At 60.9% G+C, this 17,485-nt stretch carries 18 protein-coding genes and 3 pseudogenes; 7 read left to right on the top strand and 14 right to left on the bottom strand.

From position 1 onward, the window contains the following. The first annotated feature begins 108 nt into the window (after window positions 1–108). Complete coding sequence (locus tag JO965_RS36230; protein WP_203445672.1) at window positions 109–699, top strand: hypothetical protein; 591 nt, start codon at window positions 109–111, stop codon at window positions 697–699. Window positions 700–714: 15 nt separating this feature from the next. On the opposite strand, the gene JO965_RS36225 is transcribed toward JO965_RS36230, so the two are convergent. Together JO965_RS36225 and JO965_RS36220 are read right to left on the bottom strand one after the other, a co-directional pair. Continuing rightward, a complete protein-coding gene (locus tag JO965_RS36225; RefSeq protein WP_203445671.1) occupies window positions 715–1,341 on the bottom strand; it encodes a transposase in 627 nt (208 codons plus the stop codon). 1 nt (window position 1,342) lies between these two features. Then, a complete protein-coding gene (locus tag JO965_RS36220) occupies window positions 1,343–1,567 on the bottom strand; it encodes a winged helix-turn-helix domain-containing protein (protein ID WP_203445670.1) in 225 nt (74 codons plus the stop codon). A gap of 663 nt (window positions 1,568–2,230) precedes the next feature. Between JO965_RS36220 and JO965_RS36215 the strand changes: the two are divergent. Continuing rightward, window positions 2,231–3,273, top strand: a pseudogene (locus JO965_RS36215) (IS3 family transposase); the annotation flags it as partial. Here the strand turns inward: JO965_RS36215 and JO965_RS36210 are convergent. From JO965_RS36210 to JO965_RS36200, 4 genes are all read right to left on the bottom strand, one after another. Continuing rightward, entirely contained in the window at window positions 3,274–5,358 is a 2,085-nt protein-coding gene (locus JO965_RS36210) for a recombinase family protein (RefSeq protein WP_203439340.1), read from the bottom strand. Beyond that, on the bottom strand, window positions 5,348–5,542 hold the full coding sequence (locus JO965_RS48515) for a hypothetical protein (protein WP_246776545.1): 195 nt from the start codon (window positions 5,540–5,542) through the stop codon (window positions 5,348–5,350). Before JO965_RS48515 ends, JO965_RS36210 begins: the two co-directional genes overlap by 11 nt. A gap of 97 nt (window positions 5,543–5,639) precedes the next feature. Continuing rightward, complete coding sequence (locus JO965_RS48510; protein ID WP_246776544.1) at window positions 5,640–6,089, bottom strand: helix-turn-helix domain-containing protein; 450 nt, start codon at window positions 6,087–6,089, stop codon at window positions 5,640–5,642. A gap of 190 nt (window positions 6,090–6,279) precedes the next feature. Beyond that, a complete protein-coding gene (locus JO965_RS36200) occupies window positions 6,280–6,492 on the bottom strand; it encodes a DUF5372 family protein (protein WP_246776543.1) in 213 nt (70 codons plus the stop codon). A gap of 95 nt (window positions 6,493–6,587) precedes the next feature. On the opposite strand from JO965_RS36200, the pseudogene JO965_RS36195 reads away from it, so the two are divergent. Next, window positions 6,588–6,776: pseudogene (locus JO965_RS36195) on the top strand (integrase core domain-containing protein); the annotation flags it as partial. 340 nt (window positions 6,777–7,116) lie between these two features. On the opposite strand, the gene JO965_RS36190 reads toward JO965_RS36195, so the two are convergent. From JO965_RS36190 to JO965_RS36165, 6 genes are all read right to left on the bottom strand, one after another. Then, window positions 7,117–7,434: a hypothetical protein gene (locus tag JO965_RS36190; protein WP_203445669.1), complete on the bottom strand. Its 318-nt coding sequence runs from the start codon at window positions 7,432–7,434 to the stop codon at window positions 7,117–7,119. A gap of 187 nt (window positions 7,435–7,621) precedes the next feature. Next, entirely contained in the window at window positions 7,622–8,056 is a 435-nt protein-coding gene (locus tag JO965_RS36185) for a MucR family transcriptional regulator (RefSeq protein WP_203445668.1), read from the bottom strand. Between the two features lie 143 nt (window positions 8,057–8,199). After that, window positions 8,200–9,156, bottom strand: coding sequence for an AAA family ATPase (locus JO965_RS36180; RefSeq protein WP_203445667.1), 957 nt, complete (start codon window positions 9,154–9,156; stop codon window positions 8,200–8,202). Window positions 9,157–10,075: 919 nt separating this feature from the next. Further along, window positions 10,076–10,609: a hypothetical protein gene (locus JO965_RS36175; RefSeq protein WP_203445666.1), complete on the bottom strand. Its 534-nt coding sequence runs from the start codon at window positions 10,607–10,609 to the stop codon at window positions 10,076–10,078. Window positions 10,610–11,616: 1,007 nt separating this feature from the next. Beyond that, the gene (locus JO965_RS36170; RefSeq protein WP_203445665.1) at window positions 11,617–12,843 is read right to left on the bottom strand and encodes a type II toxin-antitoxin system HipA family toxin; all 1,227 of its coding nucleotides are present in this window, start codon (window positions 12,841–12,843) and stop codon (window positions 11,617–11,619) included. Between the two features lie 120 nt (window positions 12,844–12,963). Then, the gene (locus tag JO965_RS36165) at window positions 12,964–13,440 is read right to left on the bottom strand and encodes a Y4oB family protein (protein ID WP_203445664.1); all 477 of its coding nucleotides are present in this window, start codon (window positions 13,438–13,440) and stop codon (window positions 12,964–12,966) included. 117 nt (window positions 13,441–13,557) lie between these two features. Between JO965_RS36165 and JO965_RS36160 the strand changes: the two genes are divergently transcribed. The 4 genes and pseudogenes from JO965_RS36160 to JO965_RS36145 all read left to right on the top strand — a co-directional run bounded on the left by JO965_RS36160 (window position 13,558) and on the right by JO965_RS36145 (window position 16,530). Then, on the top strand, window positions 13,558–13,905 hold the full coding sequence (locus JO965_RS36160) for a hypothetical protein (RefSeq protein ID WP_203445663.1): 348 nt from the start codon (window positions 13,558–13,560) through the stop codon (window positions 13,903–13,905). Window positions 13,906–14,008: 103 nt separating this feature from the next. Continuing rightward, window positions 14,009–14,962 carry a tyrosine recombinase gene (locus JO965_RS36155; protein ID WP_203445662.1) on the top strand — a complete coding sequence of 318 codons (954 nt, stop codon included), beginning with the start codon at window positions 14,009–14,011 and terminating at the stop codon, window positions 14,960–14,962. Between the two features lie 60 nt (window positions 14,963–15,022). Then, window positions 15,023–15,784, top strand: a pseudogene (locus tag JO965_RS49755) (DUF3800 domain-containing protein). Between the two features lie 227 nt (window positions 15,785–16,011). Continuing rightward, complete coding sequence (locus JO965_RS36145) at window positions 16,012–16,530, top strand: flavodoxin family protein (RefSeq protein WP_203445661.1); 519 nt, start codon at window positions 16,012–16,014, stop codon at window positions 16,528–16,530. A 156-nt stretch (window positions 16,531–16,686) separates the two neighbouring features. Here the strand turns inward: JO965_RS36145 and JO965_RS36140 are convergent, their stop codons facing one another. Then, window positions 16,687–16,938 (bottom strand): WGR domain-containing protein, encoded by a 252-nt coding sequence (locus tag JO965_RS36140; RefSeq protein ID WP_203445660.1) that lies wholly within the window; start codon window positions 16,936–16,938, stop codon window positions 16,687–16,689. A gap of 179 nt (window positions 16,939–17,117) precedes the next feature. Then, window positions 17,118–17,318: a DUF2171 domain-containing protein gene (locus tag JO965_RS36135; protein ID WP_203445659.1), complete on the bottom strand. Its 201-nt coding sequence runs from the start codon at window positions 17,316–17,318 to the stop codon at window positions 17,118–17,120. Window positions 17,319–17,485: the final 167 nt, after the last annotated feature.

Raw genomic sequence — 17,485 nt, 5'->3', positions numbered from 1 at the left:
TGCGCCCTTCCGCTTTTCCAACAGAGACCTTGCCAACTTTCCCAGCAAAGGGATAGAGTCTTGAACGCACTATATACAGATAACGCCTTCTCCCGGAACGAAACACAAATGCCTGACCAGAACGACCAGACCAGCTCATACCCGACCCAAGGGGCCGAGAAAACGCTTCACGCGACACCAAGCACTCCGGGCGGGAGTGCTTTGAACGCCGAGCTTACAGCCCCCGATGCCCTACCCAACGATGAGTTGCTATTAGATGGTAAGGCCGACAACACTACCTCACAGGCGCCAATTGAGGATGCTCCGAACCGGTCTCAAGAAAGCACCCCTCCAGCCCGCAAGAGAAAGAGATCAGAGATTCTCCTTGAGAAGGTCCGTGAGCGAGAGAAAGAGACCGAGGAGAGCAGGAGGGCAGAGGTCGCGTTGAAGCGACAGTTGCAGGGTGCCCGGCGACGAGAAGAAAACGAGCTCGTTCGAACCCAGCAGATACTCATCGGACGGTGGTATCTCGAGTTGGCCTACGCTGATCCCGAGAAATTCGGTGCGTCTGTCGCCCGACTGATCACTATGAAGCTTCGGACACCGAAGGAACACGAAGCGGTAAGCGAACTCTATACGAAGTTCACAGGCAAGGTCCTACCAGTACCGCCGGACCCGGACCCAGGTGCAGCCAATGGTCGGAGGAAAAAGCCGGACTAATGATCTTCACGAATGTCATGTGACGGAGAGGCCTGCATGACGAAAGAAGCTGACGATCATCTCGGGTTGGCGTTGCAGGCGGACGAACTCGCGGCGCGCCAGCCGGTGCAGGTCGGCGACGGATTCGGGTAACGCATTCTCCATAGCCCGCTTGACGCACGCATTGCACTGCTCCTCCGGATTGAGTTCGGGGGCATAGGCCGGCAGGTAAGCGACCGCGAAGTCCCGCGCATGAGCTGCGATGAAGGCAGTGGTAACTTGTGATCGATGGGCATTGAGCCGATCCCAGACCACCAGCAGCGGCGTGCCGATCTTGCGCCGGAAATAGAGCAAGGCCGAGATCACGGTCTGGCTCGAGACGCTGGTGCGGAAGTGGCGGGCATAAAGCCGCCCGTCGGGCGTGATCGCCACGATGCTCGAGACCTCGCGCCGCTTGCTCACCCGCCGCAACAGCGGGGGCAGCCCGCGCCGCGCCCAGGTCGTGTCCGGCCGCGGCCCGGAAGCTGTGGCCGGTCTCGTCCCGGAGGAGCAGCGTGCGGCGCTCCCGCTGTGCCTTCTTTTCAAAGCAACCCATTCGCGCTTGGGCCAGACCGCAATCACGAGTTCGTCGCGCTCCTTGGCCTTTGTGGCGGGACGCTGCACGCTAAATCCATGCGCCTTCAGCGGCCGCTCCAGATAGTGCGGGATGATAGTGCACCCCGAACTCGCGCTCGATCAGGGCCGCAATGCGCTGGAGGGTCCAGCGCTCGGTGGCAAAGCCCGCTGCCAGGGCACCCCGGTCCAGGAGCCGATCCAGATCAGCCCAGGCCTCCTCATCAAGCCGGGGCGCTCCTCCATCTGCCCCGGCGTCAGATGCGCCGGACGCCACACGTTGTCCTCCATCGCGCACCTCCTCACGAGGATCGACACCGCCCTATGTTACACCACCTTCGTAATGATCATTAGGACAGGGTTATTCGATCTCACACCGGCTCGCGGCCATCGGTCCACCCTGCTCCGGAGTATTTCCGCAACTTCCTCACCGATGACCTCGCCACACTTTCAGGAAAACGAGCTCCACTGCCGGTGGTTGCTTGGGGCTTCCGATGGCCTCAACAAGAGCTGATCTAGCTGAGACGGGTCAAAGGGTCATCGCACAGCCGGATGACGATCCTTTCATGGATGATTAACCCGGTTGCGAGCGCGATCGTCGCCCATCCTTCTGAGTTCATTCAAGTCACCGCGTCTTCCAAGGCACATAAGAGACATAAGACAGGCTTATCACCAGTAGCTGAAGGGTCCTCTGTCGAGAGATCAGCATCTCCTGCGGTTCACCTGTGGCAACATCGTAGACGAGTGCGCAGCTCTGGCCGCTGCGGTCGAGCCGCGTCTCATGCCACATCAGTTCAATCTGGATGTGGCTGGGCGTGTGGGTCACCTCATAGCCGCCAATCCGATGGATAGTCGATGTGTTGAGGGCAACTGAAGTAGCCCCCGAATTGACCGGACATGATCTCCCACCTCGCTAAGAGATAGGAGTAGTGTTGGTGCTATGACTGGTTCTTCCTCGAAGTTAGAGGTCCTCGATGGACCGCAACACCGCCGCCGCTGGACGGCCTCTGAGAAGCTGTCCATCGTCCAGGAGACCTACGAACCTGACGCCACCGTCAGCCTGGTGGCCCGCCGGCATGGGGTCGCTCCCAACCAGCTCTTCCGCTGGCGCAAGCTCGCCGCGCAAGGCGCACTGACCGCCACCAGTGCCCAGGAGGAGGTCGTTGCCGCCTCCGAGTACCGCGCCTTGCAGAACCAAGTCCGAGAGCTGCAGCGCCTGCTCGGCAAGAAGACGCTCGAGGCCGAGATCCTCAAGGAGGCGCTGGAGGTCGCCACCGGGCCAAAAAAGCAGCTGTTGCGCTCGCTGTCATGGCCCAAGGGCGGTTCGCGATGAGCGCCGTCTGCGCCACTCTTCAGGTCGCCCGCTCGAACATTGCCGAGCAAGCGGCAGGGCGACCAGTCAAGCGCCGGGGACGTCCGCCCGAGCCGGAGGAGGAACTCGTCGCATCCATCAAGGCGATCATCGGCAGCCTGCCGACCTATGGCTATCGGCGCGTGCATGCACTTCTGGTGCGCCAGGCTCGCGAGCAGGGCCGGGCGCCGCCCAATCACAAGCGGGTCTACCGGGTCATGAAGGCCCACGGTCTCCTGCTGCAGCGGCATGCCGGCGGGGCCGAGGCGCGCCGGCACGACGGTCGTGTGGCCGTGGAGCGCTCCAACCTGCGCTGGTGTTCGGACGGCTTCGAAATCGGCTGTGACAATGGCGAGAAGGTGCGGGTCGCCTTTGCGCTCGACTGCTGTGACCGGGAGGTGCTGGGCCATGTGGCCACGACCGAAGGGATCAAGGGTGAGGATGTACAGGATCTGATGATCACCGCTGTCGAATACCGCTTTGGGCCGGTGAACCGACTGCCAGAGACCATCGAATGGCTCTCCGACAATGGCTCGGGCTACATCGCCCATGAGACGAAGGGCCTGGCGCGAGAGATGGGACTGGAGCCGAGGACCACACCCGTGCAGAGTCCGCAAAGCAAGGAGCAGGCATCACGATGCACCTTGTTGGAGTGGTTGAGCGACAATTAATCTGGGCGGACGACCACCATATCGGCTGCCGGCACCTTTTTCGAGTCTGACGTTGCCCGGCGGTTCGTACAAGTATCGATGGTTGGTGGCGTATCGATGGCGCTTGAGAATGCCCTTCCGCCCGAGTTGGTGAACGGTCGAGACGCACACGCCGAGCTGCTGGGCTACTTCTTCGCCGGTGATCATGCCGCTCTCCCGCAGCCGTTCGTACCGGCTCTTCAAGCCATAGGTGCGGCGCACCAGCATGACCTTCTTCAGCGTGAAGGGTTCGCCGCGCCAGTTGCGATGCCCGAGTTCATTGAGACGGGCGGCGATCTGCCGGTCGTTGGCGATCTCCAGCAGCTCGTTCATCAACGCCACGACCTTTGCCGGCGTCTTGCGTATCACTGACATAGGCCGTGGTCTGGCCACCGACAGGCTCTGCGTGCGCCCGCCGCGCCAACGGATATGGATGTTGACCTGCTCGTCGACGAGCAGCGTCACGTCATCGATGAGAAGGCCGAGCATGCGCTTGCGTTCGACGGCACCGGTGCGCTCGTCATTCCAGATGCGCGGGAAATCGGCGGCCAGCGCCCTGATGCGCTCCTGCGCTGGCTCGTCCAGCAGCGAACAGTCGGCCTCGTTCTGGCGCTCGTGCGTGCGCTGGAGTGCGTCGAGGTCACGCAGCCGTGCGTTCCAGTCGGCTTCCAGCGCGTCGGCGACCAGACGGTTGTCCGGATCGACCTTCAGGTAGCGCCGGCGGGCCAGTTCAGCTTCATAGCGGGCGCGTTGCAGCTGCGTGCCGCGCAGCGCCGCAGCCTGCTCCACGCGCTGGGTGATCTCCTGCTGCACGGCGAGCGCGACATCGATCGCCGCCGGCGCCATCGCCTCCAGCAGGAGCGTGCTCACCGCATCATCGACCGGAGCGCCGCGCACCCATTGGCAGTGCTTGCCGGCGTGTCGCACGACCGCTTCGTTGCAGACATAATACGGGCGCAGCCGCCCCTCGAACGGCTCATAGTGGACCCGCATGCGTGCACCGCAGCGGCCGCACAGCAGCCGTCCCTGCAACAGACCGCTGCCTTGGCGAGGCATGCGTCCACGCAGGCCAGGTGAAAAGCCGGCGGCGTTCTGTTCCAGGGCTGTCTGATTGCGCTCGTACTCGGCCCAGGGAATGTAGCCCTCGTGGGCTTCGGGTATAAGCACCTGCCAATCGGATCTCGCCACGCGCAGCTGCACGGACTTGAGCTTGGCATTGTAGGCTGTGCGCGTGCGCCCATAAGCGAACGCGCCGGCATATCGCGGGTTGTGCAGAATCTGGAGTACGCGGGAATGGTCGATCTCGCTCCACAGAACGTCGCCCTTGCCGATGCCGCGGCGGATCCGCCGGGGGAAGAGGATCTGCTCACCCCGCAGGCGGCGCACGACAGCGCAGGCTGAGCCGGTCTCGCGGAAGGTATCGAACAGGAGCCGCACCGTGTCCTGGATCTGCCGGTCGGGATCGAGCACGACCCGCGCGTCAGGGGTGTAGACCAACCCGATCGGCAACGGCATCTCGAGCTCGCCGCGGCGTGCCTTGTTGAGAATGCCGCCTTGCAGCCGCGACTTCAGGATGTGCAGTTCGGCCTCGCTCATCGTGCCCTTCAGCCCGAGCAGCATGCGATCGTTGAAATAAGCCGGATCGTAGACGCCGTCCTCGTCCATGATGAGCGTGCGCGACATGGCAGCCAGCTCAAGGAGACGGTGCCAGTCGGCATTGTTGCGTGCCAGGCGCGACACTTCCAGCCCCAGCACGATCCCTGCATGCCCCATCGCCACTTCGGTCACCAGGTGCTGGAAGCCGTCGCGGTCCTGCGACTGCGCGCCGGAGAGACCCAGGTCGCTATCGATGACATGGACACGTTCGATGGGCCAGCCTAGCGCCACGGCGCGATCGCGCAAGGCGTATTGCCGCTTGGTGCTCTCGGTGTTCTCGAACACCTGACGAAGAGAGGACTGACGCACGTAGAGGAACGCATCACGCCGCAGATGGTCGGCGCCAACCTTCATGGCAATATCAGTAGACATGATTGCCTCGCGTCTCTGCTGCCAGCACCATGTTGGCGAGCATATGCACGAGCTGGCGATCGTGCACTGCCGCCGAAGCCGTGGGCGGTGGTTCCGGCCGCCGATGGATCGGCGGGGGAGGCTGAGGAGCCGCGATCAGCACCGCCAGCCCTTGCCAAAAGCCATGAAAAACGATGGCGCCCATGTCCTTGACGCAGGCCTGACCGCACAAGACGGCGGCGCGCAGCGTCTCATAGCAATCCTTGCAGCCGTGCGGCAGTGTCGGGATGCGCGCATGGGTCTCACCGTTTTTTTTTACGGGCGATCGCGCGCTCGATGCTGCGGGGATGGACACTGATACCGAGCGTCGAATGCAGCAGTTGCGCCAGGGATCGTGCCTGCAACGGGGCCCCCGCGTGCTGGTTCTGCTCGATGAGCTGCATAACCTCGGCGGTGAGCTTGTGGGCTGACTTTGGTCCCCGGGGGCGTGGCAGCAGGCCGGTGATGCCCTCGCGTTCGAACGCGGCCTCGGCCTGATAGTAGGTTGGCCGCGACAGACCGAAAAGCGCGGCGGCATCGGCCTTGGTGACGCCGTCCTCCTGGACGTAACGCAGCATCTCGTACTTCACCTGCACGAGATCGAGAGGATCGAAGAAGCTGGACTCACGAAACCAGGGTGCGCGGACAGCTTCGGGACGAGGGTTGAGTGCTCCGAGATGGCGCAGTCGATCGCGTTTGGTCTCGTTGGGCATGGTATAGCCTCTTCCCTCTATGTAAGCCAAATTACGCCTTAGCAGAGAACGTGTCAATCTAATGAAGGCTGCTACCATACGGAACGAATGCCGGAAATTAACGCAAACCAGAGGCCAGGGCCGACGGCAACGTCTGCATGCAGCGGCATAATTAGCTTGACATATGCGGCATAAATTGCCTGACACGCGGTCAGCCGCCATGGCTGCGCTCGATTTGCGCGATCAACGCCGCCAAGGTTGCCAGATCATCGGGACGCACAAACGACCTGCCGGCCGCGACCTGAATGAAAACATCGGGTCCGGCGACGTCCGTCCATGACGCAAGCAGCGAACGAAGCCGTCCCTCCGCGTCGTAGAACATGACGCGGTCCTCACCCCAGTTCTGCTTGCGGGTCGACAGCACGAAGCGCTGGCCGCGCCACGGATGGAACGGGTGCGTGACCTCGAACTCTATACGCGCTTGAGTGTCAGCACGAACTGCAGTCCTGGACTTGAAAGAACGGCATGGCAGAAGCCTTCGTGCGCACCATCAAGCGCGATTACGCCCGCGTCAGCCCGGTCCCGGATGCGAGAACCGTACTGGAGAGCCTGCCGTTATGGTTCGAGCACTACAACAGCCTTCACCCACACAAGGCACTCGGCTATCGTTCCCCACGTGAGTTCATTGCCTCACGTCAACCCGGGTGATCCTGTCCGATCTTTCGGGGGCAACAACAGCAACCCGTTTCTCCCTCCCCTCCCCCTTCGGCTCAATATTGCCGACGCCGGCGGCCCGACCCTTAAAGTTGCCGCCGCTGCCCTTGAAGACACCTATGAATGAAAACCGCGTCCGCTTCGTCAGCGGAAGCAGAACGATCAGCCGTCGCGCGTCGAGCGGGCGAAGATTTCGCCGTCAGCGATAAGTCAGTCGATGAAGGCATGCGCCTCGGGCCGCGTGGTAGGATCAAGCGTGTGGTCGCTCATGCGACCATCTCCCGGTCGTCGGCTTGCGCTTTCAAATGGTCGACCAGAGCCACGACCTCACCTCTCACGGCCCAGCTCGGAAGAGCAATTCGGGATCCTGGCCCCAGTCGGATGATAGATCGTATGCCTTTGCCTCGGCAGGAGGTGCGTTGATGAGGCTGCCGGCGATCGACAGGTGGTCCTTTTTATTATTGGGCCTGACCAGGAGAATGACGTCGACCAGTCGATCGGCTGGACGGGAGGCGTGGCGCCGCACGAACTTTGCCGTGACGGCATGGGCTACGGCGTCCTGTCCGACGACCTCGGACTTGATCAGCGTGATGAGCTCCTGCTTGCTGAGCGTGGACGACTGAGGAGGGGCGCCATAGAAAAGACCTACCAAAATTGACGGATTAAGAAGTGTGACAGCGTTTCCCTGGGTTAGCTCCAGCCCAGGGGAAAAGATCGCTCCGGCTGGGCCTCATGCTGAGAGGCCGAGGAACCGCGAAGACGCGAGTCAGAGCACGTCCCACGATGGTGAGCCGCGACGCCGCGGTTGGAAACTGCAGCTGATCAGGTGAGCAAGGTGATCACGGGCAATGGCGAGGCGGTCTCCCGCGCTTTCTCCGGCGGCAGGGTGACGGGCCACAGCACTCGCGCAATCGGCGACGGCGCTCGACCTCGTTCGGGGCCATCATTGGGTACTTAGGCGACAGCCCCCATTTCCGGCGATAAGCTTTCGGGTTCAGTCCCAGTTTGCTCAGATGATCGTAAAGATCCTTGTAGGGCTGGCCGTCCTCGAGCGAGATAATGGCATCCGGCAACACCGCGCCCGGGATGGCAGGGCCTGAAGGCGCACCGCTGGGGAAGCGTGCCGGGGCCGGCGCGATCTCATCCAACAGATGATCCAGGCGGCGTCGGACCTGACCGGGGGCGGCGGGGCTATTCGGGTGCGACAGGATCAGGGCGAACCTGACGCTAAGGCGGACGATGTCGTCAAAGGTAAGAAAGGGTCGTTCGGTCATAATGGGTGCTTTGGATGATTGAAGAAGGGCCCGCCGATGCGATCGCGGCAGATCGCTGCGGTCCCGCTGAGGTGTCGTGAGGCTAAGAACGATATAGCGCTCTCCGCGAGCCTGCTGTGCCGGAGAAGTTGCCGGTACGCTGACTAGTGGTGCTGGTCAGGCTCGCGGTTCTCGGCTGCAACCGCCGTATCAATCGGCTCGACCCCAATCTCGTCGCCGTCCATCACCAGCCGAATGTGCGTGACTTCCCTTTCGCTACATTGCGTGAGGCGACGGTCGAGGGCGACCCTGCGGTGCCTGAATGCCAAGGACGAGACGCCGAGTGCCGACGTCATGGCGCATGCCAGCACCTCGGGGGCGAGGCCATCCCCCGCCAGGCTCAGCCCATGCACGGCCACTTGCTGTTCCAGACGCTGCCGGCATGCGCGGGCAAGATCATGCATGCTCATGCCCCCGAGGCAGAATGCGGCATCGACACGTCGTAGGAGATGGGCCGGCAAGCCTTCGTCCGACATAATCTTGAGGCAGGCCAGATGCCGTTGATCGGACGACAGACCGTCCCGGCCGATCTGGCCGAGCCGGTCCTGCGCAACAGCAGTCGTCAGCAGGAAGATCGCCGCGTCGGTTGGGATCCGGATCCCCGCGGGATCGAGAATGACGCCGCTACGCCAGCAGGCGACCAAGCGCTCGATCACCTCGGGCTCGGCCTGTTCGATCTGGTCGAGCACGATGACGGAATGCGGCGCTCTCATAAGCTGGTGCTGCAGCGAGCCCGGCAATGGACCCGACGGCCCAGACCGAAATAGCCGTGCAGCGGTCAGATCGGGGTCGGCGAGATTGTAGAGGCCCCAGTCGTAACCGAGCACGTCAGCAAGTGCATGGGCGATTGCATCTTTCTCGTGAGCAATCTCCGGGCCGGCGAGGAGGAAGATGGCGGCGGGTCGGGCGGGCTGAGCGAGGGTGAGCTGATCGCGCAACTCGGCGGCCAAGGCGATAAGCATCGCGTCATATCCGATCACGGCACCTCTGAGGGCGTCTGCGATCCTGGCGGCAGAGGGCGTCGGCGTTACCGGCATGCCTTTGGGAGGGGTCGTCGTCATGAATGTAGTCCAGGCTGAATGAAGACCGCCGATGTCATCGGCGTCGGGTCAAAATGTTTTGGGATTGATTATTGATGATTGTCTGGGGTGCCGTTGCTCTTTTTGGGATTTGAGGTCTGTCTTCTTTCACCATCGCAATCCTGTTCTTTCTGGCCTTTGTCTGAGTTCTTGATCTGCAATCTGACCCTCCTCGGGTCAGGTCCTCTTTGTCTTTCTCGGGATTTTGCGGCTCCTTTCCTTGATGAGGATCTTTCCGGTTCTCTGTGTTTCTTTGGCATCCCGACGAACACACAGGATCGCGCCTGCGATGCAGCGTGCGCGGCGTGGTCGGTCTGTCACCGCAGTCCGGTTGGGATGAGCGACGGCGAGATTGCGGATGGGGCTGCGTTTAGAACCCATGCAATCATCGACGCCGTCGGTCCTTCATACGGTTAAGTTTGAAGTAAGCCTTGCCGTTTGAGGCAGAGGACCTCGAACCGCTCTCTCGGGAGCGGGATTATTGCTCCAGCGACGCTGTTCACTGTCAGCATCCTGAACCCCGCCGGGGTGGTCCTTCCGGCCTTTGCAAGGGGGCGACGGTCGCAGAGATGTGTGGGACTGCATCCGGAAACACCGTTGACCCCGGTCGCGAACCGCCACAGGTTTTACCTGAATGCGCAGGATCTCGTGCTGGGATCAGGATCGAAACCGCCAGAGAATTTCTGTAAGGGCAGGCGACAGCGGACTGAGTGAGGAACGGGTATACGCTCATAACGCTTGTGAGCACCAAACCTGTCGTCATGCGCATCAGTAAAGAGGATAGCAAAACGCATCGCCTCTGAGCTGCAGCGACAGCTTTTGATGTAGGGATTTATTGGTTCACTTGATAACTGCAGAAGTGGTTCATCTCTCTGCTCAAGATCTCTTATCCTCACGGCGCTCAGACACTCTCGGGCGTCTTCCACGGGATGAACGAGACGAAATGAAAGGTAATGAACAGCATGCTCAGTGACTTCTGCACAGCGATGCGCATCTCCTCTGGCTGTTTGGTTCTGACGTCATAGATCAGAGCGCAGCTCTGCCCCGTTTGGTCGGCTCGGGTCTCCGCCCACATCAGCTCGATTTCCAAGTGTCCGGGAGTATGCGTCACCACATAGCCGCCGATTCGGTGCGAGGCAGGTATGTTGAGAGTCAACGTTGTTTGCTTCGCCTCCCCTTCCAAGTTGACATCGCCGATGCCGGCGGCATGCCCTTTGGCGCCAGGCTCTCGACTTCGAAAGATACCCGTGAACGAGATGCGGGAGCTGGGTGCCACGGGAACGAGGTCAATCAGCCGACGGGCGTCTGCTGTCCGGAACGTTGGCCCTTTGGCTACGAGGCGATCCAGGATAGCATGCGCTTCCAGCCGAGCGCTCAGGTCAAGTCGTTGTTCATTCATAATGGTATGGCAGGTCAATGATGGGCCGCGAGCCATCAGAGCGTGGCAACGCAACCCAAGGATGAGAGGATCCGATCCTGGGTCGGTGTGCTCAGGTCAGATGGTTCACTTCAGGGATTTTTTCTTTTCGTCCCTCAAAACAAACACTCTCGTACACCTTTCGCCGCGCACTACCTGTCGCTGCCAAATACTTCGTTAGAGAACCCTTTATGTACGACCAGCCCGGGGATGGTGTGGCGATCTCCACCATAGGGCGTCTCATCGACCTGTCGAAATAGCAGTGTACCGTCGAAGCGCCACTCCGATTTGGTAACAGGCAAGCATCGCGGAAGGATTGCGCGTTTTCCAAAGGTACCTACTGGTGATCAAGGCCGGCAATCGCGCCGTCTAAGGCGAGGCACGACGGGATTGAATGGGTCTTGATCGGCCCGCCCCAACGCCGAAGCCTCAGCGGCTGAGGCGAACTGGCATGCCGATCTTGTCGTGATTTGAACGCGGCCTGGGCTGTTTGATGTCGACGCCGTTCAGGCAACGATCCAGGCATTCCGTGAACTGAAAAAGCCTTATGCGGTGGTGATCAACGCCGCGCCGGCCAAGAATGGCTCGGTTGACCCGATGGTTACGGACGCAAGAGGTGCGATGCAGACGCTCGCCGTTCTGACATAGGCGCGTCAGATGACACACAGCCCTAAATTGTCGCTCTCCGTGGTCTATGGGGCCGGAGCGAACGAGTTCAGTTCCAAGGCGTCTGAATCGGAGGATAAAACAGCGGATAACTAACCTTTTGACAAGAAGTCTGGACTCTCACCAAGGTGGGCGGCACTGAACGGTCCTCATGATGTGGGACACGGCTTCATTCCAGGATCTGCCTTTGACCAAGATTGCGTTGATCTCTGATCCTCACCTCAAGGAGCACAAGGATCCTCCTGTGCTTGGAACACCACCGGGGATGTTCCAGGTCTATGGCAGCCTCGTGCTTCTCCGCTTATCGGTGATCTCGACCAGCGTCCCGAAGGCATCGAAGCATACAGCCTGGATCTCGGTCATCGTGTCTCCACCATCCTCAAGAACTCTCGATCGGCTCGGCACACCTCACGTTGCTCCAAAAGCATAGGTAGGCGCTTCATAGCCACTCTGACATCGTCCAGGATGCTTTCGGCTCTCTCGCGTGTCAGCCCGAAAGCAGCATAGGACGCGAATGCCGGCTGTGGGTCGCAGTCCGTGCTGAGCCCGGGCGCAGGCGCACAGACGTGCCGCTTGCGTCCAAGATAAGGCACCACGTCGAATACGGGCGAGAGCTCCCACCCTTCTCCTCTGTTGATCACGGCGTGGTTGCGCAGATGATCATCGGTATTGTGCAGGTAAGCATTGACGAGCAGCCGACGGAACATTTGCTCCTCCGGATCCCAAACCCCGATCGAGCGAGCCGCCGCCGCCATGTCCGTGTAGGTTTTCGACGTGCCGTAGCTACTTGGCGGCTCCCGGAGGAGTGTCCCCATGCTCAGGTATGAATAAGGTCGGCCGTCTTCCGATCGGTCGAAGCGCTTCACGAGCAGAACAGTTTTGCCAGAGAAGGTCATGAGCCGGCGCTCGGGCACCGGAAGGCCGGCGGCCTCAGCGACATCCAAACAGACGGCCTCGATGCGGGGATCGTCGAACTTGTCCCCCCAGGTTGGGAATTTCGCGATCCATTCCCCCTCCCCGTCGCGCCATCGGACCTTTGGGCGGGCTCCTCCCACATCGGCACTGGCTCGCACAAGCAGGGCGAGTTGTTCCTGTGTCGCGCTTCCCTCATCCGCGGTGATCGCAGCCCTCATCAGAGCCTCGAGGTCGGAACTCGCTTCTGGGCTTGTGAGGCAACGTGCTTGATCCGGGTAATAGGCCCCCGGTCCTGCTTGCGCCGATGCACCAAAGGCAAGGTCCCCCGTTCGAGCGGTTGTGCCGGCTGCCAGAAGTTCCGCCGCACCAAAGGTGGACGCCTCGAAGGCCGCGGACAGCACGGTCCGGCCCCAGCCTTCCGGTCCGGCATCAAGGCAGGCGAGCGGCACTTCCGGAGAGCCCGGAAACTGGTGCTGGCGCAGCGGGAGGCCAATGGGATCAATCGCAACAGCACTGTCAGACTCAAGATAACTTTGGGCATAGCTGAATGTGCCCGGGCGAAGGATCTCTTGCCCTTGGAACGCCAGTTCACCGACTGGCACGTAGCGACCATTGCGGTGCTTGAAGACAGTGAGGTTATCCAGGCGACCGGAGGGGGAGACACGCCACATCGAGAATTCCGATTAGTTGATCGACCGCTCTATGGCATCTGCTACCGTGAGCACTTTGGCGGGGGGACACGAACGCTGTAATCCAGTCAGGGCTGTCCACCGTAGTCGACATCTCCGCGCTCATGCGTAGATCCCATGCTCGATCTGGACAAGAAGCCGGAGGACTCGGTCCGTCTTACCCTGAGTTACCAGGTCCAGAGGTGTGGCCTGCAGCACCTGATTAGGTCTGATTAACCAGCTCAGGCCCCGCTCACCAAAGACCTCTTGTGCCCTCCCGATGACCGTGGCGATCTCCGGTCCAGCGCCTTTGAGGGACTTGATCTGCTCGATTTGCCCTTCGAGGCGGGCAATTGCTTGGTCAACTAAGTCGTCGGTATTCGCTGCGGTGTAGGGCTTGAAGTCCCCGTCCCTTTCAATGGGTGGTATATGGTCTTCGCCGCGAAGGAACTTCAGGAGTACGAACTGACCTGCCTCAGTTGCCATCAACTCGTTCGGCGAACGCCCGCCGAACCACAGGTGAGGCCTCCTCAGGAAGTCCTCAGGGTCATCGTAAAGATCTGCAATGAGAGTGCGGATCTCGTCGGCCATCTGTGTCATGGTCGAGAGTCTAGCATCATGGCTGATTGCGGCCAATTCTGTCGGAGGTCGCGATTGCAATCGAGCTGACGTGAAACATAATCCTGATCATGGGTATGGGTTCTCTGTCGAGCGGTCATGACCTCCACCGAGCCTGATCAGGACATCATGGCGGCAATCGAACGCCACTGGACGATTCATGCAATCCGGCGATTCCGCGAGCGCTACAATCTCGACGATTATGATCCCGCTTCCTTGATCGATCTGGTTGATCGGATTGAGTTCAAGTACCGAGCTGCTTTTGCGAGTCCTTACTGGGACCCCTATCCTAGGGTCATGATCATTGCGAAGCTGACACGTCCCAATCTCTCAGCATCCCCGAAGGTAAGGATCGTCTACCAGCGACGAGAGCAGATGATTGTGACGGTACTCCCGCTGAGGCTGGACCCCAACCGCCCCAACAAGCTCAAGACATTGAGGGTGTAATGCAAGTCGTGCATTCAGCCTGCGGGGAATAGGCGGCCGGAGAGTTTTGACAAGAAGTCGGTAACGGATGCCGTGCCATGTTGCTCCCGATCGGGAGGATTTCATGCGGACTAATCAGAGGCTTGCCCAACTCTGGCTCGACGCCCTGGCCACCGAACTCGGGGCCTCGGCGGGCACCATTGCCACCTACACCGATGATCTGAACTGTTATCTCACCTGGCTCGATGAGAACAGCCTCGGCCTGGACGAGGTCGGCCTGGAGCAGATCCGGGACTACGTCGCCGCTCTCGATGAGCGCGGCTACGCCGGCTCGACCATCGCCCGCAGGATCACGGTGGCGCGCGGCTTGCACAAGTTCCTGATCGCCGAGGAGCTCGGCTCGCGCGATCCCACCGCCCATCTGGCGGCCATGAAGCGGTCGCGCAAGCTGCCCTTCGTCCTCTCCATTGCCGAGACCGAGGTGCTCCTGGAGACGGCGCACCGGCTGGCGGCGGATCCCTCGGTGGGGCTGTACCGGCAGGCTGGCTATGCGCGCCGGGCGGCTCTGTTCGAGACCCTCTATGCCTCCGGCATGCGCATCAGCGAAGCGTTGTCGCTGCCCTCCGATGCCGCCCCGGCGGGCACCCGCATGCTGCTGGTGCGCGGCAAGGGCGACAAGCAGCGCCTCGTGCCGCTGCATGAGCGGGCGATCGCGGCCCTTGCCCTCTGGCAACGGCTGGCGGGGGCCTATTCCGGTGGAGCGCCCTCCCCCTGGCTGTTCCATTCGGTGCGCAATGGCGCCAAGGCGCTGACGCGTCAGGCCGCCCTGCTGGAGATCAAGGAGGCGGCGGTGGCGGCAGGTCTCGCCCATCCGGATCGAGTGTCGCCGCACGTGCTGCGGCATGCCTTTGCCACCCACATGCATTCCGGCGGCACGGACCTGCGTGTGCTGCAGGAGCTGCTCGGCCATGCCGGCATCGAGACCACCCAGATCTACACCCATCTCGATCCCTCCCGCCTCCACCACATGGTCCGCGACCTCCACCCGCTCAATGAGTTATCGACAGCTGGTGGGTAAGGGCATCCTGATACAACCCGCAACTCACTCTTTGGCTTTTTAGTATTCAATCGGGCCAGTATGGCCCTTCCCCTTAGTGTGGCTTCTGTCGCTGTCGCAACTTCAGCCGAGGCAATCTTGCTCTTTTCCGATCACATCATCTTCGTTGACGAGAGTGGTGATCACTCGCTCAAATCCATCGATCCGCAATATCCAATCTTCGCCCTTGCCTTCTGTATCATTCGCAAAGACGACTACATCCATCGGCTTGTCCCAGCTGTTCAGGAGTTCAAGTTTCGATGATTTGGCCACGACTGCGCAATTCTGCATGAGCACGAGATTCGGCGAGCCGAAGCCCCGTTCGTGTTTCTTGGCAACAAGGACAAGAAATGGCGCTTCATGAGGGAGCTCACCAAGATCATTGACGAGTGCCCGATGGTCGTCGTGGCGTCCGCAATCTGGAAGGATGTGCTAGCCCGCCGCTACACCGAACCGAGGAGTCCCTACGAACTGGCGCTCCTGTTTTGTATGGAACGGGCGCGTGAGTACCTGGATGACATCGCGAAGGATACAGATGGGTTGACCCACATCGTCTGCGAAGCAAGGGGAGGCAGCGGGGGTAAAGAGGATCGAGAGCTTGAACTTGAGTTCCGCCGGATTGCGACAGGTGCCAATCCCCTCAGCCGCGGGCCCATAGAAGGCTTCGAGATTCTTTTTGCCGACAAGAAGTCGAATTCGGTCGGGTTGCAGATCGCTGACCTCATTACGCGGCCGATCGGTCTGAAGACGCTGCGTCCGGATCAGGAGAACCGCGCCTATGACACCATCCTGCCGAAGGTCTAGGGGGCGAAAAGTGTTCCCCTAGAAAAGCGAAAGGCCCCGGTAAACCGAGGCCCAGCGCCGACCGGGGACAACCCCCAATCCACTTACCCGAGATATTGGGATGAGTTGCGGGAATGTCAAGTTGTCCAGCGGCCTCAAGCTTGGCTTTAATAGGGTCATGAACGCCATGACACTGAGCCGGCTCATCCCCTTGCTGGCACCCACTGTCAGGTTCAGGATCTTAGCCGATGGACGACCTATTGCACCCTGGCACGACCAAGACGTTGCTGATCGTGTATCATTCGATGACCGGCGGCACCCGTCAGATGGTCGAGGCCGCTGCCCGTGGAGCAGCGTCAGAGCCGACCGTTCGCGTTCACCTGCTTTCGGCACCGGCGGCTCAAGCAGCCGACCTCCTCGAGGCGGACGGCTATCTCTTTGGCACTCCCGAGAATTTGGCGGCCATCGCCGGACTAATGAAGGATTTCTTCGACCGGACCTACTATCCGGCGTTCGATCGGATCAGCGGGCGTCCCTACGCGACGCTGATCTGCGCCGGTAGCGACGGTCACAACGCGGCCCGTCAGGTTGAGCGGATTGCAACCGGATGGCGGCTCAAACCCATTGCCGAACCGTTGATCGTCTGCACCCACGCGCAAACACCGGAAGCGATTTTGGCCCCTAAGGTCATCAGCCCAGACGATCTGAAACGCTGCGAAGAGCTTGGGGCTGCGCTCGCGGCAGGAATGAGTATCGGGATGTTCTAAGCAGCAAGATGGTGCGAACCGAACGTTATCGAACTGCAGACGCCTCTTGTCAGCGAACAGCCTCAACGTTGCCACAGCAGAACCAGTCAGCCTCCGCACCTTCGACTCCAACGTATGAGATCGTGCCCCCTCCCCGCATCTGTCACGGCAACTCTCTTACCCATCCCTGAGCGCATAGCCACGTCGGCGCTTTCGCTGGAGCCAGGTCTCAAGAGCTTCCACGGCCATTGATTCGGTTTCATAAAGCTCGATCCGCGTCTGTCCCAGCCGGCCGATGCGGCCCCATTCGCGGATCAAAGAGGCATCACCGAACAGGCTGGTCTCGATAGACAACACATAGTGGCGGGCCATGTTGCAGGTGGGATCACGCCTGTCGAGCACCAGGTACTGGATCGTGTCTTCGGACATGTCTCCATGTTGGGCAGAGCATGAGGCGAGGTCCAATCAAAGTCGTGAATCGATTGCGACGCACTGATTCACAACAGTGATGTGCCCTGCTGACACAGAGCATCTTGCCTGTATCTGCGTCGAGCTTGAGCCTGGTTTGAGGTTGCCTCAGTTCAGGCTTGAATGCGGGCGGTCGAGCATCAAGCCTGGCCGCCATCGCTCTCCTCTTCGAAGGAGACCGCGACATCGGCGTTAGCCGAGAGGCGTACCTGGTTGCCCTCGATGTCTGCGACCAAGGCGATTGAGATGTAGTGGTGGTGGCCCTCGTGCGCCCCCTGCCTGTCAGCTCTTCCTGGCAGAGTGCCATGCGAGAGAAATGACGAGCCTCTCAGGAGAGGCATCCAGCTGGCTCGCCATTTCGGCTTCGACCTTGTCGAGAAGCTGCTCGGTCCTGGGGTCACCGGCACAGCCGTCGAGGCGAGGGTCAGTGGCAGAAGGATCAACGCTCGGCGTCAAACACATCGATTTCGCGATTGCAACACTCTCTCCTCCCCGATATCCACAGGTC

Origin of the sequence: Microvirga sp. VF16 (assembly GCF_016864375.1) — a bacterium.
Taxonomy (GTDB): Bacteria; Pseudomonadota; Alphaproteobacteria; order Rhizobiales; family Beijerinckiaceae; genus Microvirga.
Note: the sequence above shows the minus strand (reverse complement) of the source record. Positions and strands in the feature narration are given on the sequence as shown.

Excerpts from the sequence above, each read along its gene's own strand:
- JO965_RS36210 (WP_203439340.1), bottom strand. The coding sequence starts at position 5,358 with ATGTCTACTGATATTGCCATGAAGGTTGGCGCCGACCATCTGCGGCGT.
- JO965_RS36185 (WP_203445668.1), bottom strand. The coding sequence starts at position 8,056 with ATGACCGAACGACCCTTTCTTACCTTTGACGACATCGTCCGCCTTAGC.
- JO965_RS36170 (WP_203445665.1), bottom strand. The coding sequence starts at position 12,843 with ATGTGGCGTGTCTCCCCCTCCGGTCGCCTGGATAACCTCACTGTCTTC.
- JO965_RS48510 (WP_246776544.1), bottom strand. The coding sequence starts at position 6,089 with ATGCCCAACGAGACCAAACGCGATCGACTGCGCCATCTCGGAGCACTC.
- JO965_RS36160 (WP_203445663.1), top strand. The coding sequence starts at position 13,558 with ATGACCTCCACCGAGCCTGATCAGGACATCATGGCGGCAATCGAACGC.
- JO965_RS36180 (WP_203445667.1), bottom strand. The coding sequence starts at position 9,156 with ATGACGACGACCCCTCCCAAAGGCATGCCGGTAACGCCGACGCCCTCT.
- JO965_RS36155 (WP_203445662.1), top strand. The coding sequence starts at position 14,009 with ATGCGGACTAATCAGAGGCTTGCCCAACTCTGGCTCGACGCCCTGGCC.
- JO965_RS36165 (WP_203445664.1), bottom strand. The coding sequence starts at position 13,440 with ATGACACAGATGGCCGACGAGATCCGCACTCTCATTGCAGATCTTTAC.
- JO965_RS36140 (WP_203445660.1), bottom strand. The coding sequence starts at position 16,938 with ATGTCCGAAGACACGATCCAGTACCTGGTGCTCGACAGGCGTGATCCC.
- JO965_RS48515 (WP_246776545.1), bottom strand. The coding sequence starts at position 5,542 with ATGGGCGCCATCGTTTTTCATGGCTTTTGGCAAGGGCTGGCGGTGCTG.
- JO965_RS36135 (WP_203445659.1), bottom strand. The coding sequence starts at position 17,318 with ATGCCTCTCCTGAGAGGCTCGTCATTTCTCTCGCATGGCACTCTGCCA.
- JO965_RS36175 (WP_203445666.1), bottom strand. The coding sequence starts at position 10,609 with ATGGCTCGCGGCCCATCATTGACCTGCCATACCATTATGAATGAACAA.
- JO965_RS36230 (WP_203445672.1), top strand. The coding sequence starts at position 109 with ATGCCTGACCAGAACGACCAGACCAGCTCATACCCGACCCAAGGGGCC.
- JO965_RS36145 (WP_203445661.1), top strand. The coding sequence starts at position 16,012 with ATGGACGACCTATTGCACCCTGGCACGACCAAGACGTTGCTGATCGTG.